General features: G+C 39.6%; 18 protein-coding genes and 2 pseudogenes. All 20 read left to right on the top strand.

The window, feature by feature from the left end:
• Positions 1-188: 188 nt before the first annotated feature.
• Positions 189-1334, top strand: a complete 1146-nt coding sequence (locus tag A8L44_RS06710) for a histidine kinase N-terminal domain-containing protein (RefSeq protein ID WP_066103480.1) — start codon at positions 189-191, stop codon at positions 1332-1334.
• Positions 1335-1975: 641 nt separating this feature from the next.
• Positions 1976-3529 carry an acyl-CoA synthetase gene (locus A8L44_RS06715; RefSeq protein ID WP_066103481.1) on the top strand — a complete coding sequence of 518 codons (1554 nt, stop codon included), beginning with the start codon at positions 1976-1978 and terminating at the stop codon, positions 3527-3529.
• 869 nt (positions 3530-4398) lie between these two features.
• Positions 4399-5271, top strand: coding sequence for a R2-like ligand-binding oxidase (locus A8L44_RS06720; RefSeq protein WP_066103483.1), 873 nt, complete (start codon positions 4399-4401; stop codon positions 5269-5271).
• Positions 5272-5300: 29 nt separating this feature from the next.
• Positions 5301-6818, top strand: coding sequence for an aldehyde dehydrogenase family protein (locus tag A8L44_RS06725; RefSeq protein ID WP_066103485.1), 1518 nt, complete (start codon positions 5301-5303; stop codon positions 6816-6818).
• Between the two features lie 35 nt (positions 6819-6853).
• On the top strand, positions 6854-8056 hold the full coding sequence (locus A8L44_RS06730) for an iron-containing alcohol dehydrogenase (protein ID WP_066103486.1): 1203 nt from the start codon (positions 6854-6856) through the stop codon (positions 8054-8056).
• A gap of 44 nt (positions 8057-8100) precedes the next feature.
• On the top strand, positions 8101-9618 hold the full coding sequence (locus A8L44_RS06735) for a class I adenylate-forming enzyme family protein (protein WP_066103488.1): 1518 nt from the start codon (positions 8101-8103) through the stop codon (positions 9616-9618).
• A 98-nt stretch (positions 9619-9716) separates the two neighbouring features.
• On the top strand, positions 9717-11858 hold the full coding sequence (locus tag A8L44_RS06740) for a sigma 54-interacting transcriptional regulator (protein ID WP_254654696.1): 2142 nt from the start codon (positions 9717-9719) through the stop codon (positions 11856-11858).
• A 91-nt stretch (positions 11859-11949) separates the two neighbouring features.
• A complete protein-coding gene (locus A8L44_RS06745) occupies positions 11950-13038 on the top strand; it encodes a CaiB/BaiF CoA transferase family protein (protein WP_066103489.1) in 1089 nt (362 codons plus the stop codon).
• Positions 13039-13302: 264 nt separating this feature from the next.
• Positions 13303-14439, top strand: a complete 1137-nt coding sequence (locus tag A8L44_RS06750) for an acyl-CoA dehydrogenase family protein (protein ID WP_066103491.1) — start codon at positions 13303-13305, stop codon at positions 14437-14439.
• A gap of 13 nt (positions 14440-14452) precedes the next feature.
• Positions 14453-15604 (top strand): thiolase family protein, encoded by a 1152-nt coding sequence (locus tag A8L44_RS06755; protein WP_066103493.1) that lies wholly within the window; start codon positions 14453-14455, stop codon positions 15602-15604.
• 48 nt (positions 15605-15652) lie between these two features.
• The gene (locus A8L44_RS06760; protein WP_066103494.1) at positions 15653-16423 is read left to right on the top strand and encodes a 3-hydroxyacyl-CoA dehydrogenase; all 771 of its coding nucleotides are present in this window, start codon (positions 15653-15655) and stop codon (positions 16421-16423) included.
• Positions 16424-16445: 22 nt separating this feature from the next.
• Positions 16446-17228, top strand: a complete 783-nt coding sequence (locus A8L44_RS06765; protein WP_066103496.1) for an enoyl-CoA hydratase/isomerase family protein — start codon at positions 16446-16448, stop codon at positions 17226-17228.
• A 47-nt stretch (positions 17229-17275) separates the two neighbouring features.
• Positions 17276-18058, top strand: a complete 783-nt coding sequence (locus A8L44_RS06770; protein WP_066103498.1) for an enoyl-CoA hydratase/isomerase family protein — start codon at positions 17276-17278, stop codon at positions 18056-18058.
• Positions 18059-18207: 149 nt separating this feature from the next.
• On the top strand, positions 18208-19383 hold the full coding sequence (locus tag A8L44_RS06775; RefSeq protein ID WP_066103500.1) for an acyl-CoA dehydrogenase family protein: 1176 nt from the start codon (positions 18208-18210) through the stop codon (positions 19381-19383).
• A gap of 32 nt (positions 19384-19415) precedes the next feature.
• On the top strand, positions 19416-20609 hold the full coding sequence (locus A8L44_RS06780) for a thiolase family protein (RefSeq protein WP_066103503.1): 1194 nt from the start codon (positions 19416-19418) through the stop codon (positions 20607-20609).
• A 3-nt stretch (positions 20610-20612) separates the two neighbouring features.
• The gene (locus tag A8L44_RS06785) at positions 20613-21902 is read left to right on the top strand and encodes an acetyl-CoA hydrolase/transferase family protein (protein WP_066103505.1); all 1290 of its coding nucleotides are present in this window, start codon (positions 20613-20615) and stop codon (positions 21900-21902) included.
• Between the two features lie 99 nt (positions 21903-22001).
• Positions 22002-23110: pseudogene (locus A8L44_RS06790) on the top strand (acyl-CoA dehydrogenase family protein).
• 46 nt (positions 23111-23156) lie between these two features.
• Positions 23157-24329, top strand: coding sequence for an acyl-CoA dehydrogenase family protein (locus A8L44_RS06795; RefSeq protein WP_066103508.1), 1173 nt, complete (start codon positions 23157-23159; stop codon positions 24327-24329).
• 186 nt (positions 24330-24515) lie between these two features.
• A pseudogene (locus A8L44_RS06800) lies at positions 24516-25087 on the top strand (nucleotidyltransferase family protein).
• Between the two features lie 408 nt (positions 25088-25495).
• On the top strand, positions 25496-26563 hold the full coding sequence (locus A8L44_RS06805) for a GntR family transcriptional regulator (protein WP_066103510.1): 1068 nt from the start codon (positions 25496-25498) through the stop codon (positions 26561-26563).
• Positions 26564-26753: the final 190 nt, after the last annotated feature.

The following is a 26753-nucleotide window of genomic DNA, read 5'->3' on the forward strand; positions in this document are numbered from 1 at the left end:
ACATAGACGATAAAGCAAAGAAAAGTATATTTTAAGCGAAAAAATGGAATTACACGAAAGTAATCATTTTACATGAATATTACAATATTCTCAATCTGGAGATGTTTTAAAGTTAGTAAAGGATATCAGGTGTATTTGTCGAATATAGAACATACATGTAAAGCTAAGTGAAATGGTGGTCTAATGGAATGGAGCCAATTTTATTAAAGCAAAGTGAATATCAACAGCTGATTGAGGATTTATTGATTAAAGAAGAGGCGAGTTTATTTCAGGAGTATTTAGATTCGATTAAGGCGCCGAATAAAGAGGATTATCTAGAATCTTTGAAACAACCGCGTAAGATTATGTTTATGCAATTGATTGACACGATAAACGGGAAAATATCTGAAAGCCAAATTAAGGAAATGGCGGCAAGCACAGCCGTTGAGCGAATGGATGATATTAATATAGGAGATGTCTTATATAATATCAATCAGGGGCGCAGAATATTTGTGAATTTTGTGCTGAAGATGGATATACCGTCTTATGTACTACAAAGTACAGTTAATAATATCAATAGACAATTTGACACATTCAGCTATGAAATGGTTTCGACATGTATACACTTAAAAAATCAAGTCATTGATCAGAAGACTACGTTCATCAATGAAAACCATAAGGATAAATTAGCACTGCTCGGCCAAATATCATCAAGCTTTGTGCATGAATTCCGTAATCCGCTTACTGCTGTAATGGGCTTTAATAAGATTTTGAGAAAAGAATTTCCGGATATGAAATACTTGGATATCATGGAATATGAGCTTAATCAATTAAATTTTCGCATTAGCCAATTTTTGCACACATCAAAGGCTGAATTCAATGAAGAGATTATCATGGATATATCAATCAGAGATCTGATTGAAGAGATTAAACAATTAAGCTATGCGAACATTATCGACACCAATGTTAAGGTTGAAATCGATGTTCCGGAAGATTTAATTATAAAGGCAAGCAGAAATGGATTGAAGCAGGTTGCCCTTAATCTGTTTGTTAACTCAATTGATGCCTTGAAAAATCAGCCGCCTCAGCGTGTGATTAAAGTAAAATCCACAATTAAGAACAATCAATTAGTGATAAGTTTGTCCAATAATGGGCCAATGATTGCAAATGATATTATTGAGTCGATCTTTGAGCCATTTTTCACTACGAAGGAATTAGGTACGGGTATTGGCCTGTATGTATGCAAAAAAATTATTGATAGTTATAATGGAGACTTATTATGCACATCCAATCCAGAATGGACGGAATTCAGTATTTATCTGCCCGATTCTATCATTATCAATCCTCCGCAGTGAGTTCTATTTAAGAGCTCTTTATTGTTCGGATTCGTTTTTCAAATTTGATATGGGTCATTTACATTTATTCGGTTAGTAATTAAAAATACCTCTAAAAGCAGTCCGGAGAGGCTGACAGGGCTGTATGAATGACTCAGGATCAATACGCTGTTTATTTGTATATGTAATAGAAATTAAGCAGCACTTACCCAATATGGGCAGGTGCTGTTTATTATGTTCTAAAAGGAAAAAGAGCAAGAGAATACTCATATAAATTGGCCCACAGGAACAGCAGAAGGAGTTTATCATGGCGCTCGGATTTAGATTCTTTTAAGGCACGTCGTTTTACACAATGGACAGTATAGAATACGAGAAATTCATTATTTTTCCATCAGATTCCATTATCATTATAAAAATAGACGTGGATAAATGTGTTAGACTATCAAACACCTGTAATCATTGATGTGTGTGATTTGAAGACATGAATAATTGAACATTAGCGTGTGATTGCCAAAATACAGATTGGCATCATAATTGCATTATTGTAAGTGATGGCAAAATACAATGGATGCTTGCCAATTCCCCATAGAGGATGATTTCATATTGAACCATTTAAGTGATTTTGTTCAAATAAATTAAAGTTTAAATATGGAGGGATTTATGTGACGACATCTAATTTGGATTTATCCAGATCATTGTTGATCGGAGAGTATCTACGCAGGTCAGCACACACAGCTCATGAGAGAGAGGCATACATATTTGGCAGTGAGAGACGGACCTATCGTGAGGCAGAGAAAAGAGCAACCCACTTAGCGGGTTGGTTGCAGGAAAATGGAATAGGATATCAGGATAAGGTTGGATTTATGCTCTTGAATGGACTTCCTTTTATTGATGTTTTCTTTGCCACCTCATTGGTGGGAGCATTGGGAGTTCCAATAAATTTTCGCCTCACAAAAGATGAGCTAGCATATATCATAGGGCAATCTGAGTGTAAAATATTATTTGTTGATCACGTTTTTTTACCTGTGATTGAGTCGATACGATCACAAATTCAGCTTGTAGACAGTATAGTTATCGTGAATGGAGATTCTTCCTCTTCCCATATACCATATGAGACAATATATGACCGCTCCTCAACGTATCGCCCATGCAATTCATTATCGGGTGATGATGGTGCGCTTATTATTTATACTTCAGGTACAACTGGGCGTCCAAAAGGAGCAGTTTTAACTCATCAAAATATGTGCATGAATGGGATGAACCAAGTCGTCACAGCAGGACTTAGCTCGAATTTTAAGCAATTATTAGTTGCTCCCTTATTTCACATTGCTGCTCTATCAACTCTTTTATACCCCATTAATGGAACTACCGTGATTCATTCACAATTCAACCCCGAAGCAGTACTTCAAACCATCGAGAAAGAGCGAATTAATTTTATCTTTTTAGCACCGACCATGTGGCATATGCTTGTAGAATTCCCTTCGATTGAAGACTATGATCTAACATCATTAGAAAGGTGTGCCGCTGGGAGTGCACCCTGTTCTCTATTATTGAAAGAGAAGATAACAAAATATTTTCCAAATGGGAAACTGCGCGATCCTTTTGGACAAACAGAAATGAGCCCAGTTACCACCTGTCTTCAGCCAGAGGACTCTATTAGGAAAAATTCATCCGTTGGTAAGCCGGTGGTCAACGTAGAAGTCCGGGTTGTTGATGACCATATGAATGATGTTCCGCTCGGGGATGTAGGTGAAATTGTCTACCGTGGACCAACCGTTATGAAAGAATATTATAAAAACCCAGAGGCAACAAGAGAGGCATTCCATGGAGGATGGTTTCATAGCGGGGATTTAGTTCGGATGGATGATGAAGGGTTTATTTATGTCGTTGACCGTAAAAAAGATATGATTATTAGTGGAGGAGAGAATATCTATCCAGCCGAAATCGAACAAGTCTTAAATAGGCATGCCAAAGTGGTTGAAAGTGCTGTGGTCGGTGCAGTTGATGAAAAATGGGGAGAAGTGGTTCAAGCATATATCGTTCTGAAGTCTGGTGAAACAATGACAGAGGAAGAAGTCATTCTCTTTTGCCAGAATCATTTGGCATCCTATAAAAAGCCTAAGCTGGTACATTTCGTAGATTCATTGCCAAGAAACGCAGCTGGGAAAATTGTTAAGACAGTCCTTAGAAAGGGATATTTAGAGACAGAAAAGTAGATAAGGTCAGTCATTTGAGCATGAGGCAGTGAGAGGCATATTTAGTGGCTAATCACTGCCTTTATTTATGCGACTTTGCTAGTTGAATTTTAATTTATAAGGGAGAAAAAAGGATCAACTATATGTGTCTATCGGGTAATTATCTATACTAATAGGCACGGTAGAATAATAATCGTTATAGTGGCTTAAATATAGAAGTATATCAAAAATGAAAATCTGCGCTTATTTGGCTTCTTTTCACACATACTCTCACTAATTTGATCATTACAAAGTGGTTTGGCTCAATTATGTTGAAGTTCGGCTCAATAATTAATTAAATCCGCTCTATTACTATTAATCCACGCTTTATTATTTACTTAAAGTACCTTTTAAGCTATGTATATGGATTGATTTTAAATGGGAAATCGTTTTTTCTAAATTAACAAGTCTTAATAAAAGAAGTAATGTATCACTGTTTCCAAAGAATAATAGTTTCAAAATTAAATCCTATGAATAGAAGTGTGGAAATTGATGATAGATTTATTCTATCTTTTTTTAGTTAGCTTACAAATTACAACATATTATGTATAGGTTTTAAGTTACAGTTTAAGTAAAGAAGTTCCGTCTGCAGGTCAAAAAGCCTATGATTGATATTCAAACAGCAAGGAAAAAAGGTTGTTTGGAAATCAATCATTTCTACATAAAAGCCATACTATTTTCCTGATTCTCACATGGATGGTGTGTTGGCACGGAACTTGCAATTAGTTAAGTGAAGGCTGTTCCAAGTGGATGCAACATAATGTAAGCGCTTTATTATTGGTGGGAGGAGGGAATACATACGAAAAGTATCCATGAAAATAAAACTAATTATTCTTAAAGGAGGGATACGAATGCGTGAATATGTAACTACCAAACAAATGATTAAAAAGGATTCACTCCCATATAGGCTATACCAAAAGGCAAAAAGACATGGGATATGGAATCCGGTTGATATTGACTTTAGCCAGGATAAAGAGGATTGGAAAAAGCTAAGTCCTGACCAACAGCAGGAAGTTCTGATTCAATTTGCACAGTTTATTGGCGGGGAGGAAGCTGTCTCGGAGGATATCCTGCCGATGATTATGGCTGTATCCAAAAAAGGATGGTTTGAAGAGGAATCTTACCTATCTACATTCTTATTTGAAGAAGCTAAGCATGCGGAGTTCTTTAGTTTATTTTTAGAAGAAATAGGCGTGACTGAGGATCTCAGCCATCTCCTGACATCCGGGCACAGGAAATTATTTGACGATGTCCTCCCTAAGACAATGAATAGATTACTCGTAGATCAGTCACCTGAAGCAATGCTGGATGCTGCGGTCACATACAATATCTTTGCTGAAGGTGTATTGGCGGAAACGGGATATTGGTTCTTCTATGAAGCTTTATCAAAAGCGAATTTGTTCCCTGGATTTATTGAAGGAATACGGAATGTAAAGAGGGACGAAGGACGCCATATTGGATTCGGCACATTCCTTATTCAGCGCTTGATTCATGAAAAGCCCGAGTTATTTGATCGTGTCCAAGTAAGACTTCAGGAGCTGCTTCCAATTGCCTATGAGCTGACTGCGAGGGAAGACGGGGCAAAAGTGACTAGTCTCGGTATCGAGGAAGGAAAAGCAATGGAATATGCACTGAAACAATTGAGTGCCCGGATTGAGGTACTTTCACGTGCCCAGGAGAAAACGCTGGAAGAAATTCATGAAACGGAAGTAATTTTTGAGTAAGAAAATAGGTGAAAAAGGGAGGATATGGGATGAGTACAGACGTGAAGGTTCAGGAATTTGCACAATTTATTGGGGGAGAATGGTCACCCGGATCTACGGGTGAAATGTTCGATGTCATAAATCCAGCTACTTCCGAAGTAGTTGCTAAAGTCCCTAAAGGTACATCAGCTGATGTAAATAAAGCTGTTCTCAATGCAAAGGAAGTTTATGAATCAGGTGTATGGTCAAGGAAAACACAGGCAGAAAGGTCACAAATCATGGTGAATTTTGCCGGTAAAATAAAGGAACATGCACAGGAGTTAATTTATTTGGAAGGTATCAGTACCGGAGCGACCTTACGTAAAATTGGTGGAGCAGATATTATGCAGCTCATCTTATCTCTTCAGCAAACAGCCAATATGGCCCTTGAATATGAATTTGTTCAAGCATTGCCAGTAAGGGAAGTGTTCGGGGCAAATAGAGCTCAATTGGTTCGGGAACCATTAGGCGTTGTAGCCGCGATTACACCGTTCAATTTCCCGCTTGTCTTAGCAATGTGGAAGATTGCTCCAGCCATTGCTATGGGGAATTCCATTATTGTCAAGCCGGCATCTGATACCCCGCTTGGGACATTAAAACTGGCGGAGATTGCTGTTGAAGCAGGACTTCCTAAAGGAGTTTTCAATGTCATTACCGGTTCAGGTGCAGAGATAGGCGAGGCGCTTGTGACGCATCCGGAGGTACAGAAAATTGCGTTCACAGGTTCAACTGAAACAGGAAAGAAAATAATGGAGTTAGCCTCTTCAGGTGTGAAAAAAGTTACGCTCGAGCTTGGCGGAAAGGCACCTGCAATTGTTCTTCCGGATGCTGATCTGGAAGTGGCCATACCTGGGATTTTACTTGGCGTATTCTTCCATGCCGGTCAAGTTTGTGAAGCAAGCACACGTGTCCTGGTTCATGAATCGATGTACGATATCGTCGTTGAAAAATTGGTGGCCATGACTGCAAAAATAAAATTAGGCCATCCACTTGATCCAAGTACCGGAATGGGTCCAGTCATTTCTGAGAAACAAATGAATAAGGTCCTGGGATATATAGAATCCGGATTGGAACAGGGTGCGCGTCTTGTATGCGGTGGCAAAAAAGCAGAAGGACCAGGACTAGATCAGGGTTATTTCATCGAACCAACTATTTTTGCAGATGTCACAAATGATATGAAGATAGCACAGGAAGAAATTTTTGGTCCAGTCCTCTGCGTGATGAAGTATTCAACGGTTGAGGAAGCAATTGAAATTGCCAATGATACCATTTATGGCTTGACGGCAGGTGTATGGTCTCGTGACGTCGTCAAAGCTAATGAAATAGCAACACAGCTTAAAGCAGGCACGATTTGGATTAATGAATGGCATGCGTTCAGAAATGATGCGCCATTTGGCGGTTATAAGCAAAGTGGACTTGGACGTGAACTGGGAAGCCAGGTTTTCAATGAGTATACAGAGCTGAAGAGCATCATTACAGCACTGACAACTGAAAATGAACAACGGGCAGCTTTAGGGCTGATATTCTAGCATTCTTTTAAAACTAATAGGAATGGGGAGATAAGATGAAGGTCACTTCGTATTATGAATTTATCCATCGATCAATCATTAAGAATGGGGCAGGGTCGCATATACTTATTCCAGACTTAATTCAATCATTGGGCGGTAAACGCCCGGTTCTATATTCAGATAAAGGCTTAACCCAGGCTGGATTGACGAAAAAAATCCAGCGTTTATTTGAGATGGTACCTGGTATCCAATTGGCAGGGGTATTTGATGATGTTACACAGGATGCCAAGTCCTCCAATATTAATAAAGGGCTGCAATATTACAAAGAGTGCAATGGTGATTCTTTGATTGCCATCGGCGGTGGTTCAGTTTTGGATACAGCAAAAACCATTAAATGGTGTCTTCATAAGAAAGTGAACAAGATCGAACATGCCATGAATGGAAATGTTTTAGAAGTTTGGCCAGAGGCTCAGCATATGGGTATTCCCCACATTTCGATTGCAACTACAGCCGGAACAGGTGCGGAGATATCAGGCATCTCGGTCGTCTACAATGAGCAATTAGGGGTGAAGTGTAATTTGCTCCATCCATTTATCAATTCAGATATCGCAATTCTTGATCCAGAGTTAACTGTTGGCTTACCGCCAAAAATTACGGCTTTTACTGGGTTAGATGCCTTAACCCATGCAGTCGAAGGGTATTTTTCCAATAATTCAAGTGCAATGGGAGATGCATTTGCACTCCATGCTGCTAAACTAATTAGAGCTAATTTGGAAACAGCTGTACATGAAGGCAGTAGCATCGCAGCACGTGCTACTATGCTGCAGGCGAGTGCGATGGCGATTACAAGCTTTGTCTTGGCATTTGCTGAAATGCCAATCCATAATATAGCCCATACTCTTGGTGCAAAGTATGGCATCCCACATGGTTTAGCCAATGCTGTTTTAATGCCGAGTGTTATGAAAAACTTAGCTCCTCTCTATTTACCTAAGATAAAAGAATTTGCTCAGGCGCTTGGCATTGAGAATATTGCCGATACCGAGGAAGAGTGCTTACAGCAATGTATAGAAGAAATTGAAGCACTTCGTAAAGCTGTAAACTTACCAGATGATTTTTCTGAATATAACATTGAATCTGCCGATATATCGGAACTTATATCTGCTGTCCAAAATGATCCTTCTGGTCAAACCTATCGTTTGCCAGAAGAGGTAATTGAGCAGGTTTGCCGAGAGGTTTTAGGCACAAAAGTAAGTGTTTAATAGGCGGAAATATAGATTCTATATTTTAAGGAGGTAGTTAATTTTTGAATATTGTTGAACTGCTAACGTCCACTGTGTCGCGTTTGCCCAATCAGCCCGCTATTCATTACCGGGAACAAGTGATGACTTATCTAGAGCTGAGAGATCAAATTTTCAGTGTTGCAGCCGGGTTAAAAAATAAAGGTATAACTCAGGAGACTAAAGTAGCGTTGATGATGACCAATCGACCGGAGTATATCATCACGTATTTTGCTATATTAGCAACTGGTGCAACAGTCGTGCCCATTAACCCTACTTTTAAAGAAAAAGAAACGACCTATATTATCAATGATTCGGAATCGGAATATTTAATTACGGAAGCTGCTGCATCCGCTGTCATTCAAAACTCTATGAATGACTTTAAACAGATGAAAGAAATCTATTATTTTGGAGAAGAGGAAAATCATCCATTTACTGACTGGCAGGAATTGCAGTCTCTATCTCCTATCAGCAAGGTGGCCCCTGTTCATGCGGAGGATGTCGCGCAAATCATTTATACATCCGGGACAACCGGTAATCCAAAGGGAGCCATGATTACACATGCCAACTTGAATTGGATGACAATTACGGCAGCCGTCATTAATCAATTAACGCCAAAAGACAGGGTCCTTTGTGTATTGCCTCTTTTTCATGCTTATGCCAAATTACAAGGATTCCTAGCGCCGATTGCCCACGGAAGTACGATTTATTTAGAGGAACGTTTTCATCCTGTTGATACACTTGAAAAGATATCAAACTATCAAATCTCGATATTCTTGGGCGTCCCAACTATGTATGCTTTCTTTCTTCAAAATCCAGCCATTTCAGATTTAGACTTTTCTCATCTTCGGACAGCTGGTTGTGGTGGTGCGAGTTTGCCTGCTGAGATCCTCCATAAGACCAATCAATCACTTGGTGTAGAAATATCAGAAGGATATGGTCTGACAGAAAGTACAGTTATGCTAATGACCACACCTCGAGATATGGCTAAAAAATTGAATTCTGTTGGAGTGCCTATTCCTGGCGTCGATTTGAAAATTGTTGACCCGGAAGGTGAGGAAGTAGAGTCTCACGCGGTAGGGGAGATTATTTTCAGAGGACCGAACATGATGAAGGGCTACTATAAGAAGGAAGATGATACGATTAACACGATTAAAGATGGATGGTTATATACTGGTGATTTGGCCTATTATGATGAAGATGGATACCATTTTATTGTGGACCGGAAGAAGGACATGATCATCAGAGGTGGCTTTAATATTTACCCGCGTGAGTTAGAGGAAGTATTGTACACGCACCCTGATATTTTGGAGTGTTCCGTTATTGGCAGGCCTGATCCGGTCTTTGGCGAAAAAACGGTGGCCTATGTAGCAAAGAAAAAACCAGAGTTACAGGAAGAAGAGGTAGTTTCCTATTGTAAAGAGAGACTGGCAGAGTATAAGGTTCCTGATTATATTTGTTTTATTGACCAACTACCGAAATCAGGAACAGGAAAAATGCTAAAAACTGTTTTAAAAGATTACGATAAAAATACTATTAAATAATAAATGATTTCAGTGGGGCAAAATCCTGATTCTTTATGGAGAAGGATTTTGCCGATTTTTATTCCCTTCCTATATTTAGAGGAGTTTTACACGTATTTGTGGAAAACGTATATAGAATCTTAAAGGGGGAGAAAACTATAAAGCCCGTTAAAGAAATTATGAGTCCGCTCGAACATTGTTTATCACCAACGAACACATTGATGGAAGCGCTATCTATCATGTACAAGCAAAAGTGGAATACAATCCCGGTGACAAACAGTTCAGGTAAACTGATTGGCGTATTTACAAGAAGTTCATTGTACCAAATGATTCTGACTGATGTTTCAAAAGATACGACAATCAGTGAGTATATCAAAAAAGATGTAGGAACGGTTTTGGAGGATGTGAACGCTGAACTGTTGGAAAAGTTAATATCAAAAAGCAGGGTTGGCACGGGGATTGTTGTGAACAAACAGGGTGCACCTGTAGGTATTTTTACAAAAACAAATGCGGTTATGAATTACGTGAGAGAAACGAAATTATTAAAAGAACAGCTTGAAAAAGTTTTACAAACATCCAATTTGGGAGCCATTATGACAGATGGAAAAAATCAAATTATCTTTGTGAATGAAAAAATCACTGAGATGATTGGAATCCCTTATTCATCACTCATCAATGAGAACCTCGAGATTTATATCCCTCAATTAGATCACTTTTCCGAGAAAATGGAAGCTCATTTTCCAATGGTTTTTCAATCCGAACATTATATGGTACGTCTGTCGAAGTATGATTTAGAAAATGGTAAACAGGGGTATATCACACTTTTTCAAAATGTATCTGAATTAGAGAATTTAACAAGAGAATTAAAATTTCAAAAGAAATGGAAAACCCTTTTGCAATCAGTTATCCATAATGCTTATGATGGCCTCGTCATGATTAATGAAAACGAAGAAGTTACTTTTATCAGCCCCTCGTTAATTGAGCTGTTTGATCTTTATGAACAGCAATTGGATATGAGGGAAATCGAATCGGTTTTACCACATCTTCATTTGCCGCATGTGATGAAAACGGGTGTAGCGGAAGTAAGTGAGTTTATGCAGGTTAAAGGAATAGACTATATCGTTCACCGTATACCCGTTTATCAGGATGAGCAAATTATCGGTGCCATTGGTAAAATCGTTTATCGCCAACTGCACGAAGTCCGTGAGTTATTCAAAAGTGCAGAGATAAATGATAGGAAGAATCTGAATCCTACCAAGCTTGAGAAATCAAGATTTACTTTTGATCAAATCCTGTCACACGATAAGCAAATGGATAAGCTTATGAGGAGTGGGATGAAAGCAGCCAAGGTAAAGACCACGGTATTAATTTTTGGGGAAAGCGGAACAGGTAAAGAGTTGTTTGCCCATGCCATCCATAGTGCCAGTCCATTTGGAAAGGGTCCGTTTATTACGGTGAACTGCGCAGCTATACCAGAGCATTTATTGGAGTCAGAGTTTTTTGGATATGAAGAAGGCGCTTTTACAGGCGCTAAACATAAAGGGAAGATCGGCAAATTTGATATGGCTAATGGTGGCACACTTTTTCTCGATGAGATTGGGGATATGTCCTTACCCATTCAGGCCAAGCTGCTTCGTGTCCTGCAAGAAAGAGAGTTTTACAGAGTAGGCGGAACAGAACGGATCAGTGTAAATGTCCGAATCATTGCCGCTACCAATCGTCCCTTGGAAAAAATGGTTGCTGAAGGGGAATTTAGGGAGGATTTATTTTACCGCTTGAATGTCATATCCTTCGAGATTCCTCCGTTAAGGCGGAGAAAAAAGGATATTCTCCTCCTAAGCGAAGCTTTTATTAAAGAATTTAATAAACAAAACGGGACAAGTATTACAGGGTGGAACCCATTGTTCGAGAAAGCAATATTGGAGTATGACTGGCCCGGAAATATCCGGGAATTGCGGAATGTTTGGGAGAGAGCCATGATTTTTGCAGAGGATGGCAAAGTCGGCCTAGAGGACATTCCAGAATATATTCTGCAGAAAGTTGGCTATGATTTTTTCTTGAATGAAGAGGAGGAAGATGAAACACAGCCTTTATTAGAGAAAGCGGAGCAGATGGCCATACAAAAAGCATTGGAAATGTCAGGAGGGAATAAAAGTAAGGCCTGTCTTCTGCTTGGAATCAGCCGATCTGTATTGTATGACAAGCTAAAGAAGTATGATTGGTTACTGCCTGAATCTTCCCACTTAAAACAGCAGAAATGAAGGTGTTTGAAAATCAGACATTCTTTATGGATGGGATAAATTCTATATTTTAACAGGATATGAATTAGGTGAATTTAAGGAGGAAGCGTACATGCTTAAGGGAATTAAAGTAGTTGATTTCACCCAAAACTTGCCCGGACCCTATGCAACCCTGCGGCTGGCAGATTTAGGAGCAGAAGTCATTAAAATAGAGCCTCCAACTGGAGATCATGCGCGTATGCCATTGGAGGATGATCAAAAAGAAAATTATCTTTTCCGGTGTATGAACCGAAATAAAAATAGCTTGGCCCTAGATTTGAAAAACGAAGCGGACAAAGAATTGGCGATTGAGTTGATCCGTAATTCAGACATTTTAATTGAAAGCTACCGTCCTGGTGTAATGGCTCGCTTAGGACTTGGATACGAAGATATAAAAGTCCTGCATCCATCGCTTATTTATTGCTCCTTATCCGGCTATGGTCAAAAAGGAACCATGCACCAACTAGGCAGCCATGATTTGAATTACATGGCTCTTAGCGGTGTATTAGCTCAGTTAAAGGATGGGAATGGCAGACCCATTCAACCGTCACTTACATTTGCTGATTTGATCGGTGGAACTTCAGCAACCGAAGCTATACTAGGTGCCCTCTTTCAAAGAGAACGATCAGGCAGTGGAAGCTATTTAGATATTGCTTTATTGGACACGACTGCTGCATTAATGAATTACCATGTGTTTATTGAATCAGCAACAGGCAGAAAAAACGGAATCCCTACTTTAAATGGTAATGTGATTTGTTATGGGATTTATGAAACCAAAGATCACAGGTATATGACGTTATGTGCGTTGGAGACAAAGTTTTGGAGAAATTTTTGCGCGGCAACAAGACAGGATGTATGGATAAATGCTCAATTTTCTAAGCCGACTAAGCAAAATGAAGTTTATCAGGAAATAGTTCAATTGTTTGCAAGTAAAACATTCGAGGAATGGATTCATTTCTCTATGGAAGTGGATTGCTGCATGGCGCCTGTCCTTGAAGCCGATGAGCTAAGCGAACATATCTATATGAAGGACAGAAATCTAATTCACGAGAAAGATTCATATCGATATATGGTGACTGGATTTCAATCAGGAGCATTTTCAAATGAAATAATCGGTACCTATCCAAAGCTTGGCCAGCATAATCGAACCTATCAAAAATAAACGCTAGTAAACTGCTGTGTATGAATACCGGCAGTTTTTTCTTTATAGATTGATAATTAGCGTATTTTGCTAGGCGCCGTTTAAACCAACCTGCTACAGCAAGCGACAATGGACGAAACGAGACACTAATGAATGGGAAGGTGTACAGATTTCATACAACCAATCTCACAATCTGGCGGAATACCCATTTAACAAGTTGGCATGATAATTGCATGTATATAGGGTGTACAGATATAAGACTATGAATAGAAAGGGAGTACAAATATGACCGGTTATTTAAAGGAAGAGCATCGTATTTTTCGTGAATCAGTTCGGAAATTTCTAGATAAGGAAGTGATTCCTTACTATCTTGATTGGGAGAAGGAGAAAAGCACACCTGGAGATTTGTGGAAAAAGTTGGGAGACCAAGGGTTTCTTGTACCGTGGGCAGATGAAAAATATGGTGGGTTTAATGCAGATTTTGCCTATTCAGTCATTCTTGCTGAGGAGTTTGAAAGAGTCGGAAGCGGAATTGGAGGATGTGTTTTACATAATGATATTGTTGTTCCATATTTATATGAATTCGGTACAGAAGAACAAAAACAAAAATGGATTCCAAAGTGCATTACGGGTGAATATTCAACGGCTATTGCAATGACTGAGCCGGGAACGGGATCAGATTTAGGGAATTTGCAGACAAGAGCTGTTAGAGATGGGGATCACTATATTATTAATGGGCAAAAAACGTTTATATCAAATGGGCTCAGGTCCGACTTAACCATCGTAGCCTGTAAAACAAATCCAGAAGCAGGACATAAAGGAATCAGTCTCATTGTAGTCGAAAAAGAAACACCTGGATTTATACGTGGTAAAAAGCTGAATAAAATCGGTCAGCTTGCGGGTGAAACGACTGAGTTAATTTTCGAGGATGCAAGAGTACCGGTTAGTAATTTATTAGGACAAGAAAATAAAGGCTTCTATTATTTGATGGCCAAACTTCAGCAGGAGCGGTTAATGTGTGCGATTCAGGCCTTAGCAGCAGCCGAGGAATCGTTAAAAATCACGATTGATTATGTCAAACAGCGGACTGCCTTTGGTAAATCAATCAGTGAATTTCAAAATACACAATTTAAGATTGCTGAAATGGCGACTGAGGTGGAGATAGGCCGTACATTTATCGACGGTTTAATCGTGAGGCATATGGAGGGTCAGGATATTGTCACCGAGGTGAGCATGGCTAAATGGTGGATAACCGATATGGCAAAGAGATTGGTCAGCCAATGTATGCAATTGCACGGTGGTTACGGTTTTATGGAAGAATATGCGATTGCGAGAAGATATCGGGATATAGCGGTCACCTCGATATATGCAGGTACAAATGAAATTATGAAGCAAATAATCGCTAAAAAAATTGGTTTATAAGGGGGAGAGTTATATGAGGGAGGCCGTAATTGTTGAAGCAGTCAGAACACCGGTAGGAAAGCGTAATGGAGTATTGAGCTCCATCCGCCCGGATGATTTGCTCGCAAACGTTTTAAAAGAAGTAGTAAACAGGGCAGGTGTTTCTTCTGATTTGATTGAGGATGTCATTATTGGGTGTGTATCCCAAGTGGAAGAACAAGGGTTAAATATTGCACGTTCAGCTGCCTTGATGGCTGATTTCCCCATTAAAGTACCTGGCACGACGATTGATCGACAATGCGGTTCCAGTCAACAAGCGGTTCATTTTGCCGCACAAGCCATTTTGAGTGGAGATATGGATATCGTTATAGCGGGTGGAGTGGAGAGTATGTCACGAGTGCCGATGGGTTCAACAAGAAAGCATTCACAGCCTAGTGAACAGCTGTCTTCCCGTTATGAATTAATCAATCAAGGACTATCAGCAGAAAGAATTGCTGAGAAATGGGGCTTTAGCCGCAATCAACTTGATGAATTTTCTCTATTGAGTCATCAGAGAGCTATTCAAGCCCAAAATGAGGGGCGCTTTGATCGTGAAATCGTGCCAGTGGAAGTATTGGATGATTTGGGAGCAAAGACTTTAGTTACACAGGATGAAGGCCCACGTCGGGGAACGTCTCTTGAAAAGCTGGCCACTTTGCCTACAGTTTTTAGAGAAAATGGTGTGATACACGCTGGGAATGCCAGTCAAATGAGTGACGGAGCTGCAGCCCTGTTAATCATGTCTAAGGAGAAGGCGTTGGAATTAGGCTTAAAACCAAGATTTTCGATAATTGCCCGAACGATTGTAGGATCCGATCCAACCCTGATGTTAACTGGACCGATAGAGGCGACGAGAATGGCACTTGATAGAGCAGGACTGACGATACAGGATATGGATTTATATGAAGTCATTGAAGCCTTTGCACCAGTTCCGCTCTGTTGGAAGGAAGAACTTGAAGCAAGCATGAATAAGTTAAATGTAAACGGAGGAGCGATTGCACTCGGTCATCCTCTTGGTGCAAGTGGGGCAAGGGTCATGGTTACTTTAATGCATGAACTTGAAAGAACGGGTGGACGATATGGATTACAGGCTATTTGCGAGGGTGCCGGTATGGCCAATGCAACGATTATCAAACGAATTGAATAGAACAATCAAACAGGTATGATTGAAAACTAAAAAATGGAGGTTGGTTGTATGAAGATGCAAAATATAATTGCTGTTGTAACAGGTGGAGCTTCGGGTCTGGGAGAGGCTACAGTCAAGAATATTGTGGAAAATGGCGGGAAAGTAACGATTATCGATCGCTCGGAAGATAAAGGGTTGGCATTAGCCGAATCACTCGGTCATGAAAATGTGATCTTTGTAAAAGCGGATGTAACCAGTGAGGATGAGATTCGGACTGCCATTGAGAAAAGTGTTGAAACGTTTGGGAAAATCAATACGGTCGTCAATTGTGCAGGAATTGGAGTAGGTGAAAAAGTCGTCTCTAAGGATAAAGTTCATGATCTTGGCAGATTTAAAAAAGTGATTGAGGTCAATTTGGTTGGGACATTTAATGTAATTCGTCTGGCTGCAGAACAAATGATTAAGAATGAACCTAATGAAGAAGGGGAAAGAGGTGTTGTCATTAATACAGCTTCAGTAGCAGCTTTTGATGGACAAATTGGCCAAGCAGCCTATAGTGCTTCAAAGGGTGGAATTGTTGGCATGACCTTGCCGTTGGCAAGAGATTTAGCGAGAAGCGGAGTTCGTGTTATGACGATTGCTCCGGGTTTGATTGACACACCTTTGTTTGGGGGATTACCAGAGCAGGCCAGGATGGCTCTCGGTGCGATGGTACCATTCCCGCCAAGGCTCGGATATCCCTCAGAATATGCCATGCTCGTCAAAAGTATTATTGAAAATCCAATGCTGAATGGAGAAACAATTCGCCTGGATGGGGCAATTCGTATGCAGCCAAAATAATAGATTAAGAGGAGGTAGTGCTATGTATTCATTGCTGCGTGTTGAAAAAGAGAATAATGTCGCAACGGTCGTTATTAATAATCCACCGATGAATGTTCTGAGTGAACTACTGGCAAGTGAGCTTTGTGATGCCTTTACTGAACTGAGAGATGACAATTCAGTGGTCACGGTTATTTTAACAGGGGAAGGAGACCGGGCATTTATGGCGGGAGCAGATATTAAGGAGTTCCCCAACATGATTAACCAAAGCACCGAAGCCAAAGTACAGCCCAGTAAGAAAAATGAGGTTTTTCAATTGATATCCGATTTTCCGAAGCCTACTATTGCCTATTTAAATGGAATAACACTGGGCGGTGGGTTTGAACTTGCACTTGTATGTGATCTGCGTATTGCCAAGGAGACGGCCCAACTTGGCTTGCCTGAAGTGAAGCTCGGCCTATTTCCAGGTGGAGGGGGAACGCAAAGGCTGCCCCGTTTAATTGGTTCAGCTAAAGCAAAAGAGCTGATGTTTACCGGTGATTCGATAACGGCTGAAGAAGCGCTGAAGCTCGGGATCATTAATCAAATTGCTACAGAAGAAGAAGAGATTGAAGCTGCCCGAAAACTGGCCCGAAAAATCAGCAGGCATTCTCTTCAGGCTTTAAGAAGAATCAAGCAGGCAGTCAATGAGGGAACAGACGGCCATTTACAGGATGGGCTCGAATTGGAATCAAACCTGTTCCAGGAAATCTTTACAACGGAGGATATGAAAGAGGGAGTCACTGCATTCCTTGAAAAACGCCGTCCGGTATTTACTCATCAATAAGCATTTACGTGTTTGCTATTGGGAAGAAGTCTGGGGGAATCATCTGTATGAACTATGTTGAATGGAAACGGGTCGGTGTGGAGGGGCAAATAGCCGAAATACGATTAAATAGACCCAAAGCGCTTAATGCCTTTGATACAGAGATGGCTAAAGAAATTCTTGCTGTGACTCAAATCATTTCTGAAAGTGAAGCAAGAGCGGTTTTAATCACATCGTCCAATAAGAAAGCTTTTTGTACGGGAGCAGATTTGAAGGAGCGCAATGAGCTGAATGAGGAAGAGTGGAAAAATCAGCACCAGCTATTTCGGGAAATGTTCACTGCTATAGCATCTCTTAAGCAACCGGTTATCGCGGTAGTGGATGGGTATGCACTGGCTGGAGGTTTTGAACTCGTTTTGAATTGTGATTTTTTATTTGCAGCAGATACAGCGCAGTTTGGATTGCCTGAAGTGACACGTGGAATTATGCCTGGTTGTGGCGGGACGAGATTGCTGTCAAAGCGAATACCGGTTCACCGTGCAAAGGAATGGATATGTACAGGACGGATTATGTCGGCATTGGAAGCGGACATGGATGGATTATTGAACAGGATGACCAGTTCCGCTGAATTATATGAATCAGCACTCGAATTTGCTGGGGGTATTGCCCGAAATGCCCCTATAGCTGTCCAGCAAGCAAAAGCAGCAACAGATTCCTTGGTTGTATTAAAGAATAATGAAGCAAAAATTGTAGAACAAGAGTACTATAACCGATGTTTATCAACCTCGGATCGACTTGAGGGAGTGAGAGCATTCGTCGAGAAACGATCCCCTAAGTTTATCGGTAAGTAAAATCAGGAGAGCCTGTCATTATTAAAATATGTTTCCGGTGAGCTACCTTTAAGCAAACATTAATAAATTGTATAAACAGGAGCACTTATTCTAATTTTTCTCTTGGTTAGACGTGTTAAGTAAACAATAGATGATTGGAGGTGAGGTTAGTGAAATCTGTTCCCCTGGAAGAAACAGTCCAATTTAATAAAGAGTTACGTCACAGTGTGCGTAAAGTATGTCAACGATTCTCCGGCTCTTATTGGAGAGAGTTAGACATGAGAAATGCATACCCTGAAGAGTTTGTAACTGAAATAACAAGAAATGGTTTTCTTTCAGCTTTGATTCCAGAGGAGTTTGGTGGATCCGGATTAGGGATTGCGGAGGCTTCTATTATTCTTGAAGAAATTAATCGAAGTGGAGGCAATGCTGGTGCTTGTCACGCTCAAATGTACATAATGGGGACGTTAGCCCGGCATGGAAACCAGCGACAAAAGTCAAACTATTTACCTCGTATTGCTGACGGTTCATTACGATTGCAGGCTTTTGGAGTGACAGAACCAACGACAGGTACCGATACTACTAAATTACAGACTTTTGCAGAAAGAAGAGGAAATCATTATATCGTGAATGGCCAGAAAGTATTTATTTCAAGAACAGAGCATTCTGATTTAATGATGCTGCTTGTGAGGACTACACCGGTCAGTCAAATTAAGAAAAAAACGGAAGGTTTATCTGTCCTGCTTGTTGATTTGAAGGAAGCAATAAACAATGGTATTACCATCCGTCCCATTCAGACGATGATGAACCATTCTACCACTGAATTATTTATCGAAAATTTAAAGGTACCAGCCGAAAATTTGATTGGTGAAGAAGGAAAAGGTTTTTCCTATATTTTAGATGGTATGAATGCAGAACGAATATTAATTGCGGCCGAATGTATAGGGGATGGACGATGGTTTATAGAGAAAGCAACTCAATATGCAAACGAAAGAGTCGTTTTTGATCGGCAAATTGGGGAAAATCAAGGAATTCAATTCCCGTTGGCGAAGGCACATATCCAAATAGAGGCAGCGGACTTAATGCGTAAGGAGGCATCAAGGCTATTTGATCTAGGTATAAAATGTGGGGCTGAGGCGAATATGTCAAAATTGCTTGCCGCTGATGCGTCTTGGGATGCTGCTAACACAGCACTGCAAACGTTTGGAGGATTTGGTTTTGCGGCTGAATATGATGTAGAAAGGAAATTCAGAGAAACACGCCTTTATCAAGTGGCACCAATTTCAACCAATATGATTCTTTCTTATGTAGCGGAGCATGTCTTAGGTTTGCCTAAGTCTTACTAGTATGATACTCAAGGTTGATGGGAGGATGTAGTATGAGAAATGCGGTGATTGTTGAGGCTGTTCGGACGGCGGTTGGCAAGATAGGCGGATCGTTAAAAAATGAGGAAGTGGATTATCTTGCTTCTGCCACCATAAACGGATTGATTGAACGCACAGGAGTACAGAAAGATGAGATTGATGAAGTCATTATCGGTCAGGCGAAACAAAGCACAGATCAGCCAAACCTGGCAAGATTAGCTTTATTGCGTGCCGGACTTGCAATAGAAACACCGGGTTATACGGTCCATCGCCAATGCGGATCAGGAGTGCAGGCTATTCATAATGGTGTCCAGCAAATCATGTGCGGTTTATCGGACATAGTAATTGCCGGTGGTGCTGAAAGTATGAGTCAGGCACCATTCTATTTACGTAATGCTCGTTATGGGTTTGGCACAGGTAATACGGAAATCCTTGATTCCAATACGGAAAGTCAGCCGCGTGCACAACCAATCGAGACATACGGTCATTTAACCATGGGGATGACAGCAGAAAACCTTGCCGAAAAATATTCAATCACCAGAGAAGAGCAGGATGAATTTGCGCTTTTAAGTCAAGAAAAGGCTGAACGTGCTATTTCTTCTGGCCTGTTTAATGATCAGATCATTCCATATCAGATAAAGACGAAGAAAGGGACAGAAATATTTAAAGTGGATGAACATCCAAGAAAAACGAGTATGGAGCAATTGGCGCGGCTTAAACCTGTTTTTAAGAAAAATGGGACTGTAACGGCAGGGAATTCAAGCGGACGGAATGATGGCGCGGGGTTGGTTATGCTAATGGCAGAAGAAACAGCTATTCAAAAGGGCTATAAATGTAAAGCAAAAATCATTGCTCAGGCAGTTGCCGGTGTTTCTCCAGATATTATGGGAATCGGTCCTGCACCAGCTACGAGAAAAGCACTGAAGCTAGCCGGATTGAAGTTAGAGGATATAGGGCTGATAGAATTAAACGAAGCATTCGCTGCTCAAACCTTAGCTGTGATTAAAGAAATGGATTTGGATACGAAACGATTGAATGTAAATGGCGGAGCGATTGCGCTTGGCCATCCAATCGGAGGTACTGGAGGTATTTTAATGACCAAGCTTATTCATGAAATGGAGCGCAGGGGAGAAAAATATGGATTGGTCACCTTTTGCATCGGCGGAGGTTTGGGAATATCCTCCATTGTTGAGAATCTCCAGGTTTAGGCCATGCAAGAGAAGAAAGAGTTGGATTTGGATCTTTACCGTTCACGTATCGTCACTGCAGAAAAAGCAATCTCTCTTATAGACTCCTCTCACAATGTCTTTTTGGCACCTTTTTGTAATGAACCGCAACAGCTGGTAAAGGAACTTATTCGGCAAAAGGAACGGTTTCATTTATTAAATTTATACACTTGTATTGTTGGAAGTCCCTGCTTGTATGCTGAATCGGAGGGGAATCCTCATTTTTTTATCAGGACATTCCTTGGATCTTCATTATTAAAGGGAGTTTTTCATGCAGGAAATGGTGATTATATACCTTTGAATTTATCCGAGTTACCGGTATGGGTGGAAACAAATAAAATTGATTTTGCCATGATTCAGGTTACTCCTCCCAATCAAAATGGTTATTGTAATCTGGGAATCTCAGTCGATATTATCCATTCACTTAGTAAACATGCTGGTAAAGTCATTGCTCAGGTCAATAGCAATCTTCCCAGGACATTTGGGGATTCAGAAATTCATGTATCAGAGATTGATTATTTTGTTGAATCAAATGATAGTTTATTGACGATTTCATCTGGAATTCCAAACAAAATAGAAGAGGCAATCGGTAAAAATGTTGCACAATTAATCCCTGATTATGCAACGATTCAAGTTGGGATAGGTAGAATTGCAGATGCCGTTCTTTTGGCCCTTAAGGAAAAGAAGGGATTGGGTGTTCATTCCGGTACTATAACAGACGGTGTCATGGAAATGATGAAGCGAGGAGTTATTACTAATGAAAGAAAAGAAGTGATGACTGGTAAAACGGTTTGTACCACTTTAACTGGAAGTCAGCAGTTATATAGCTTCGCCAACCTCAATAAGGATATTTGCTTATACCCAGCAGATTTTACACATAATAGCTTACAAATTTCAAAGATTACGGATTTCTATTCAATTAACTCAGCTTTGGAAGTCGATTTGACAGGACAAATAAATGCTGAGCAAATTGGCAATTATCCATTAGCTGGAGTTGGCGGCCAAATGGATTTTATTCGTGGGGCCAGACTTTCAAAAGGTGGAAAAGCTATTATTGCCCTTCCAGCGACTGCAATGGGAGGTACTAGGTCGAGAATAAAAAATACTGTATCTTCTGTTACATCCTTAAAATCAGAGATTGATTATATTGTGACAGAGTACGGAATTGCTTCCTTGTTTGGCAAATCACTTAAAGAACGAAGACAGCAAATGCTGAACATCGTACACCCGAATTTCAGAGAAAGTTTAAGTGCTAATCTTACATCACAGTTGTAGCAATAATCTTTTTTACATGGAGGGGTTTAGGTGTCAATCAAGGTGAAACAGGATCAGATAAAAAGGGCAAGACGGCCATTTTTTACTGATGAACATGAAATGTTCAGGAAATCACTCGTGAGTTTTTTACAAAAAGAAGCTGTTCCCTATTTTGAAACATGGGAAGAGGAGAGATTGATCCCTCGATCCTTTTGGGAGAAGATGGGTGAACAAGGTTTTATTTGCCCGTGGGTCAGTGTGGAGTATGGCGGAATGGGTACTGATTTTGGCTTTGCTATTATTTTAAGTGAAGAATTAGCAAAAATAGGAGCTGGTTTGACGGGCATAGGAACTCACAGCAATATCATTGTTCCTTATTTACATACATTTGGCAATGAGGAACAAAAGCATAGATTTTTGAAAAAATGCGTTAAAGGGGAACTGATTACTTCGATTGCAATGACAGAACCAGGGGCTGGATCAGATTTGGCAAGCATCCAAACGACGGCTATCCGTAAAGGTAATCAGTATATATTAAATGGTCAGAAAACATTTATTACAAATGGAATCCATTCTGATTTGATAATTGTTGCCTGTAAAACGGATCCAAAAGCTGAACCAAGACATAAAGGAATCAGTCTTATATTAGTTGAACGAGATACCCCAGGGTTTACGCGTGGGAGGAAGTTAAATAAGGTGGGAATGCACAGCCAGGATACGAGTGGGCTAATATTTGAAGATTGTATAGTGCCAGTCTCAAATCGATTAGGAGAAGAAGGAAAAGGCTTCCGCTATATGATGATGAATCTTCAGGAGGAACGGCTCTTATGCGCACGGTCGTAGCTGCTGAAGATATGCTTCAATTAACCATACAATATGTAAAAGAGAGAGATGCCTTTGGAAAGCCAATCAGCCAATTTCAGAACACTCAATTTACGCTGGCCGAAATTGCTACAGAAATAAAGTTTGGTCGGACTTTTGTCGATGATTTAATCAAAAAACATATTGATGGAAAAGAAATTGTGAAGGAAGTAAGTATGGCTAAATGGTTGACGACAGAGATGGCAAAACGTGTCTCCACCCAATGTATGCAGCTTCATGGCGGTTATGGCTATATGGAGGAATACAAAATTGCCAGACGGTATAGAGATATACCAGTCACATCCATTTTTGCAGGCTCGAATGAAATTATGAAGGTCATTATCTCTAAACAATTGGGGCTCACTTGAAAGCTGGATAGATCAAATTAAAAAGAAGAGAAGGGAGAGAACGAGTTTGGACTTTACCTTATCAGATGAAACGATAAAAATGAAAAAGATGATCAAACATTTCATTGATGAAACGGTCGATCCGAAAGCAGACTTAATCGAGAAAAATGATCATATACCTGAGGACATCATGCAGCTAAGCAGGGACATGGGTCTATTTGGTTTGAGTATTCCGGAAGGCTATGGTGGACTTGGCCTCGATATGGTTGGAAAATGTGCCATATATGAGGAGCTTGGCCGTACGCATAATGGCTATACGACCATCATTGGAGCACATACCGGTATTGGCTCTGTTGGGGTTGTTGAGATGGGAAATGATAGACAGAAGCAAAAATATTTACCCAAAATGGCAACTGGAGAATTAATTGGTGCATTTGCTTTAACAGAGCCTGAAGCTGGCTCAAATGCTGCTGCGATTAGAACGAGAGCCGTTCGAAAAGGAGACAGCTATCTTCTAAATGGGTCCAAGCATTATATAACAAATGCATCAATTGCCGGTTTATTTACCGTGATGGCTGTGACCAATCCGGCTGCAGGTCCTAAAGGAATTACTTCCTTTTTGATTGAAAAGGGTACAAAAGGAATGATTATTGGGAAAAAGGAAGAAAAAATGGGCTTGAGAGGCTCTCATTCTTTCGAAATCTTTTTTGAAGACTGCGAGGTTCCGGCAGATCATATTCTGGGGCAAGAAGGAATGGGATATGTGAATGCTCTAAAGATTCTAGCTAATGGCCGCGTAGGTCTGGCCGCTAGGAATCTTGGATCCTGTCAAAAATTATTGGAATTATCGGTCCAATATGCATTTGAACGGCACCAATTCGGAAAGCCGATTTTTGAACAGCAAATCATCCAGCACTATTTGGCTGATATGGCCTTGGACATTGAATCGCTCCGTGCATTAACCTATAAGGTTGCCTGGATGGTAGACCAAGGAAAGAATGTTGTTAAAGAAGCGGCTATGTCTAAATTGCTAGGTTCAGAAATATTTAATCGAGTAGCTGATAAAGCCGTTCAGATTCATGGAGGCCTAGGATATATGAAAGGATATCCAATCGAGCGATTTTATCGTGATGCAAGAATCACCAAAATTTATGAAGGTACTTCAGAAATCCAGAAAAATATCATTGCTGCTCAAATAAAGAAAGATTTCTATAATCATTCACAAATGATGTATATATAATTCTTATTAAGACAGACAGGCATTGATATCAAAAATAAAAATGGGCAGGATTCCAACGGATGAGTGGAATCTATTTTTTTGCTTTGAGGTGTTTTTTTAAAAGCATAAAATATTACGGCATACTGATTATATTTTTTTGTTAAAATTGGAATATATGTTCGATTGTGGAAGGTGGGTGGTTTTAAGATGTTAAAGAATGAAGCAGATGTTATTAGGTTAATTCAAAACGATGAAAAAATGATGGAGATTATAAAGGCTGTAAGCACATTAAATTTACCTGACTGGTGGATATGTGCAGGATTTATACGTTCAAAGATTTGGGATGCTTTGCACGGATTTAAAGATTGTACTGAAACACCGGATGTTGATGTTATCTATTTTGATAAATCAATAATTAATGAGGATATGGAAAAAGAATTTGAGATAAATTGATTAGTATTATGCCTAATATACCTTGGTCTGTGAAAAATGAGGCTAGAATGCATACGATTAATAACTTTTCTCCATATACTTCTTCGCAAGATGCCATATCAAAATTCCCAGAAACAGCGACAGCTCTAGGGATAAAGTTAGATCATGAGAATAAATTAATCCTTATTGCTCCATATGGATTAGATGATGTCATAAATTTAGAGGTTAAGCCAACTCCCCATTTTCGTGAGTCAAAAGAACTGGCTGTTATTTATAAGGACCGAATTTCAAAAAAGAATTGGAAGTCTATTTGGCATAAAATTGAAGTTCGCGATATATCTGATTAAGAATGATAGACTCTCATTTACGTTCCCTCTTTTTAATAGTATCTCTATAAAATCTATCATTTTGATATTTTACCGTTTATTAATCTCCTCTTTTTTTTGAAATGTAAAATTCGCAAACCATCCTGATCATTTTACATCGACTTTCCACTGTCCTATCAGCCGACCGAATTATTTTTATGGAAAATGGAAAAGTAATTGAGACAGGTACACATAGGGAACTGTTTGAGAATAAACATGGGGTATATTCAAGGTTATTTAGCAGGGAAGCTGAAATGGGCAATCAAACTGTAACTATATAACTCTACAGAATCGTAAGAATTGGATGACTCACGCCTCTAACATGTACTTACAAGTTATGGTAAACTATTCATGATTCGCGTTTGTTCATAGTGAGGGGTGATTCATATAATGAAAAAATACGAACAAGTAAAGATGGAGATTAAGAAGCTCATCGAAGAAGGCGATTATATACCCGATCAGCGTATAAGTTCTGAATATAGTTTAACTCAGCAATTTGGAGTTAGCAGACATACAGTGCGTAAAGCAATTAATGATCTTGTAAATGAAGGCTGGTTGTATACAGAGCAAGGTTCAGGCACCTTTTGTGCTGACCGGAACACAAATCAACCATCTGAAAAAACAATTGCTCTTTTGACTACATATATATCCAATTACATCTTCCCCTCCATCATTAATGGAGTTGAGTCCTATCTAAGCAGTAAAGGATATACTCTGCTCCTTTATAGTACAAATAATGATTTAAATAAAGAAAAGTTGTGTTTGGAGAATATTTCAAACAGGGGGATTGCCGGTTTAATTGTAGAACCGACTAAAAGTAATTATTATAATCCGAACCTGAAATATTATTTAAATTTAGAGAGGAAAAAAATACCATATTTAATGATTAATGCTTATTATCCAGAGCTACACCCTTATAGATTAACGGTAGATGATGAATTAGGCGCTTATATGGCAACAGAACATTTGATTAAATTGGGGCATGGACGCATTGCTGGTATTTTTAAAACGGATGACCAGCAAGGTGTTAAGAGGATGCAGGGATTTATCAAAGCGCATAGGGAGTATAGCATCCCCATCTTACCAAATATGATCCTACCTTGTACAACAATAGAAAAAGATAAAGTACTGAATGAAGAATTTATGGGTCTTCTAAATTCTGAACAAAGACCTACAGGGCTTTTCTGTTATAACGATGAAATAGCTTTGTCTGCTCTTGATGTTATTAGGGAATATGGAATTAGTGTACCTGATGATCTATCCATTGTAGGGTTCGATGACTCAAATTTAGCGACTGCATCTGAAGTGAAATTAACGACCATCAGACATCCACAATTTGAAATGGGTAGACAAGCTGCAGAAACAATTATCCAGCTGATTGAAAATAAAGTAGATGGAAATCCTTCAATCCGTTATAAACCAGAGTTAATATTACGAAATTCAACGAGAAAATTATAGGAATTTCTTTTTAAAAACCCACCAAAATGGGTTTTTTATTTTGTTCACAAATGGTTGTAAAAAATATGCAAAGGAGGATAATTTATGTAGCGTACTTGTACTAACAAGTAGTATGATATTAATGTAAGCGCATGCATTATTTTGAAAGGTTTCTATATTCATAATGTTTCGGGAATAAATTGAATGAGAG

The organism is Bacillus sp. FJAT-27986 (assembly GCF_001685035.1).
In the GTDB taxonomy this organism is placed as follows: domain Bacteria; phylum Bacillota; class Bacilli; order Bacillales; family Pradoshiaceae; genus Pradoshia.

Coding starts and splice junctions, on each gene's coding strand:
- A8L44_RS06710 (WP_066103480.1), top strand. CDS start 189: ATGGAGCCAATTTTATTAAAGCAAAGTGAATATCAACAGCTGATTGAG.
- A8L44_RS06720 (WP_066103483.1), top strand. CDS start 4,399: ATGCGTGAATATGTAACTACCAAACAAATGATTAAAAAGGATTCACTC.
- A8L44_RS06725 (WP_066103485.1), top strand. CDS start 5,301: ATGAGTACAGACGTGAAGGTTCAGGAATTTGCACAATTTATTGGGGGA.
- A8L44_RS06730 (WP_066103486.1), top strand. CDS start 6,854: ATGAAGGTCACTTCGTATTATGAATTTATCCATCGATCAATCATTAAG.
- A8L44_RS06745 (WP_066103489.1), top strand. CDS start 11,950: ATGCTTAAGGGAATTAAAGTAGTTGATTTCACCCAAAACTTGCCCGGA.
- A8L44_RS06750 (WP_066103491.1), top strand. CDS start 13,303: ATGACCGGTTATTTAAAGGAAGAGCATCGTATTTTTCGTGAATCAGTT.
- A8L44_RS06755 (WP_066103493.1), top strand. CDS start 14,453: ATGAGGGAGGCCGTAATTGTTGAAGCAGTCAGAACACCGGTAGGAAAG.
- A8L44_RS06760 (WP_066103494.1), top strand. CDS start 15,653: ATGAAGATGCAAAATATAATTGCTGTTGTAACAGGTGGAGCTTCGGGT.
- A8L44_RS06765 (WP_066103496.1), top strand. CDS start 16,446: ATGTATTCATTGCTGCGTGTTGAAAAAGAGAATAATGTCGCAACGGTC.
- A8L44_RS06770 (WP_066103498.1), top strand. CDS start 17,276: ATGAACTATGTTGAATGGAAACGGGTCGGTGTGGAGGGGCAAATAGCC.
- A8L44_RS06780 (WP_066103503.1), top strand. CDS start 19,416: ATGAGAAATGCGGTGATTGTTGAGGCTGTTCGGACGGCGGTTGGCAAG.
- A8L44_RS06785 (WP_066103505.1), top strand. CDS start 20,613: ATGCAAGAGAAGAAAGAGTTGGATTTGGATCTTTACCGTTCACGTATC.
- A8L44_RS06805 (WP_066103510.1), top strand. CDS start 25,496: ATGAAAAAATACGAACAAGTAAAGATGGAGATTAAGAAGCTCATCGAA.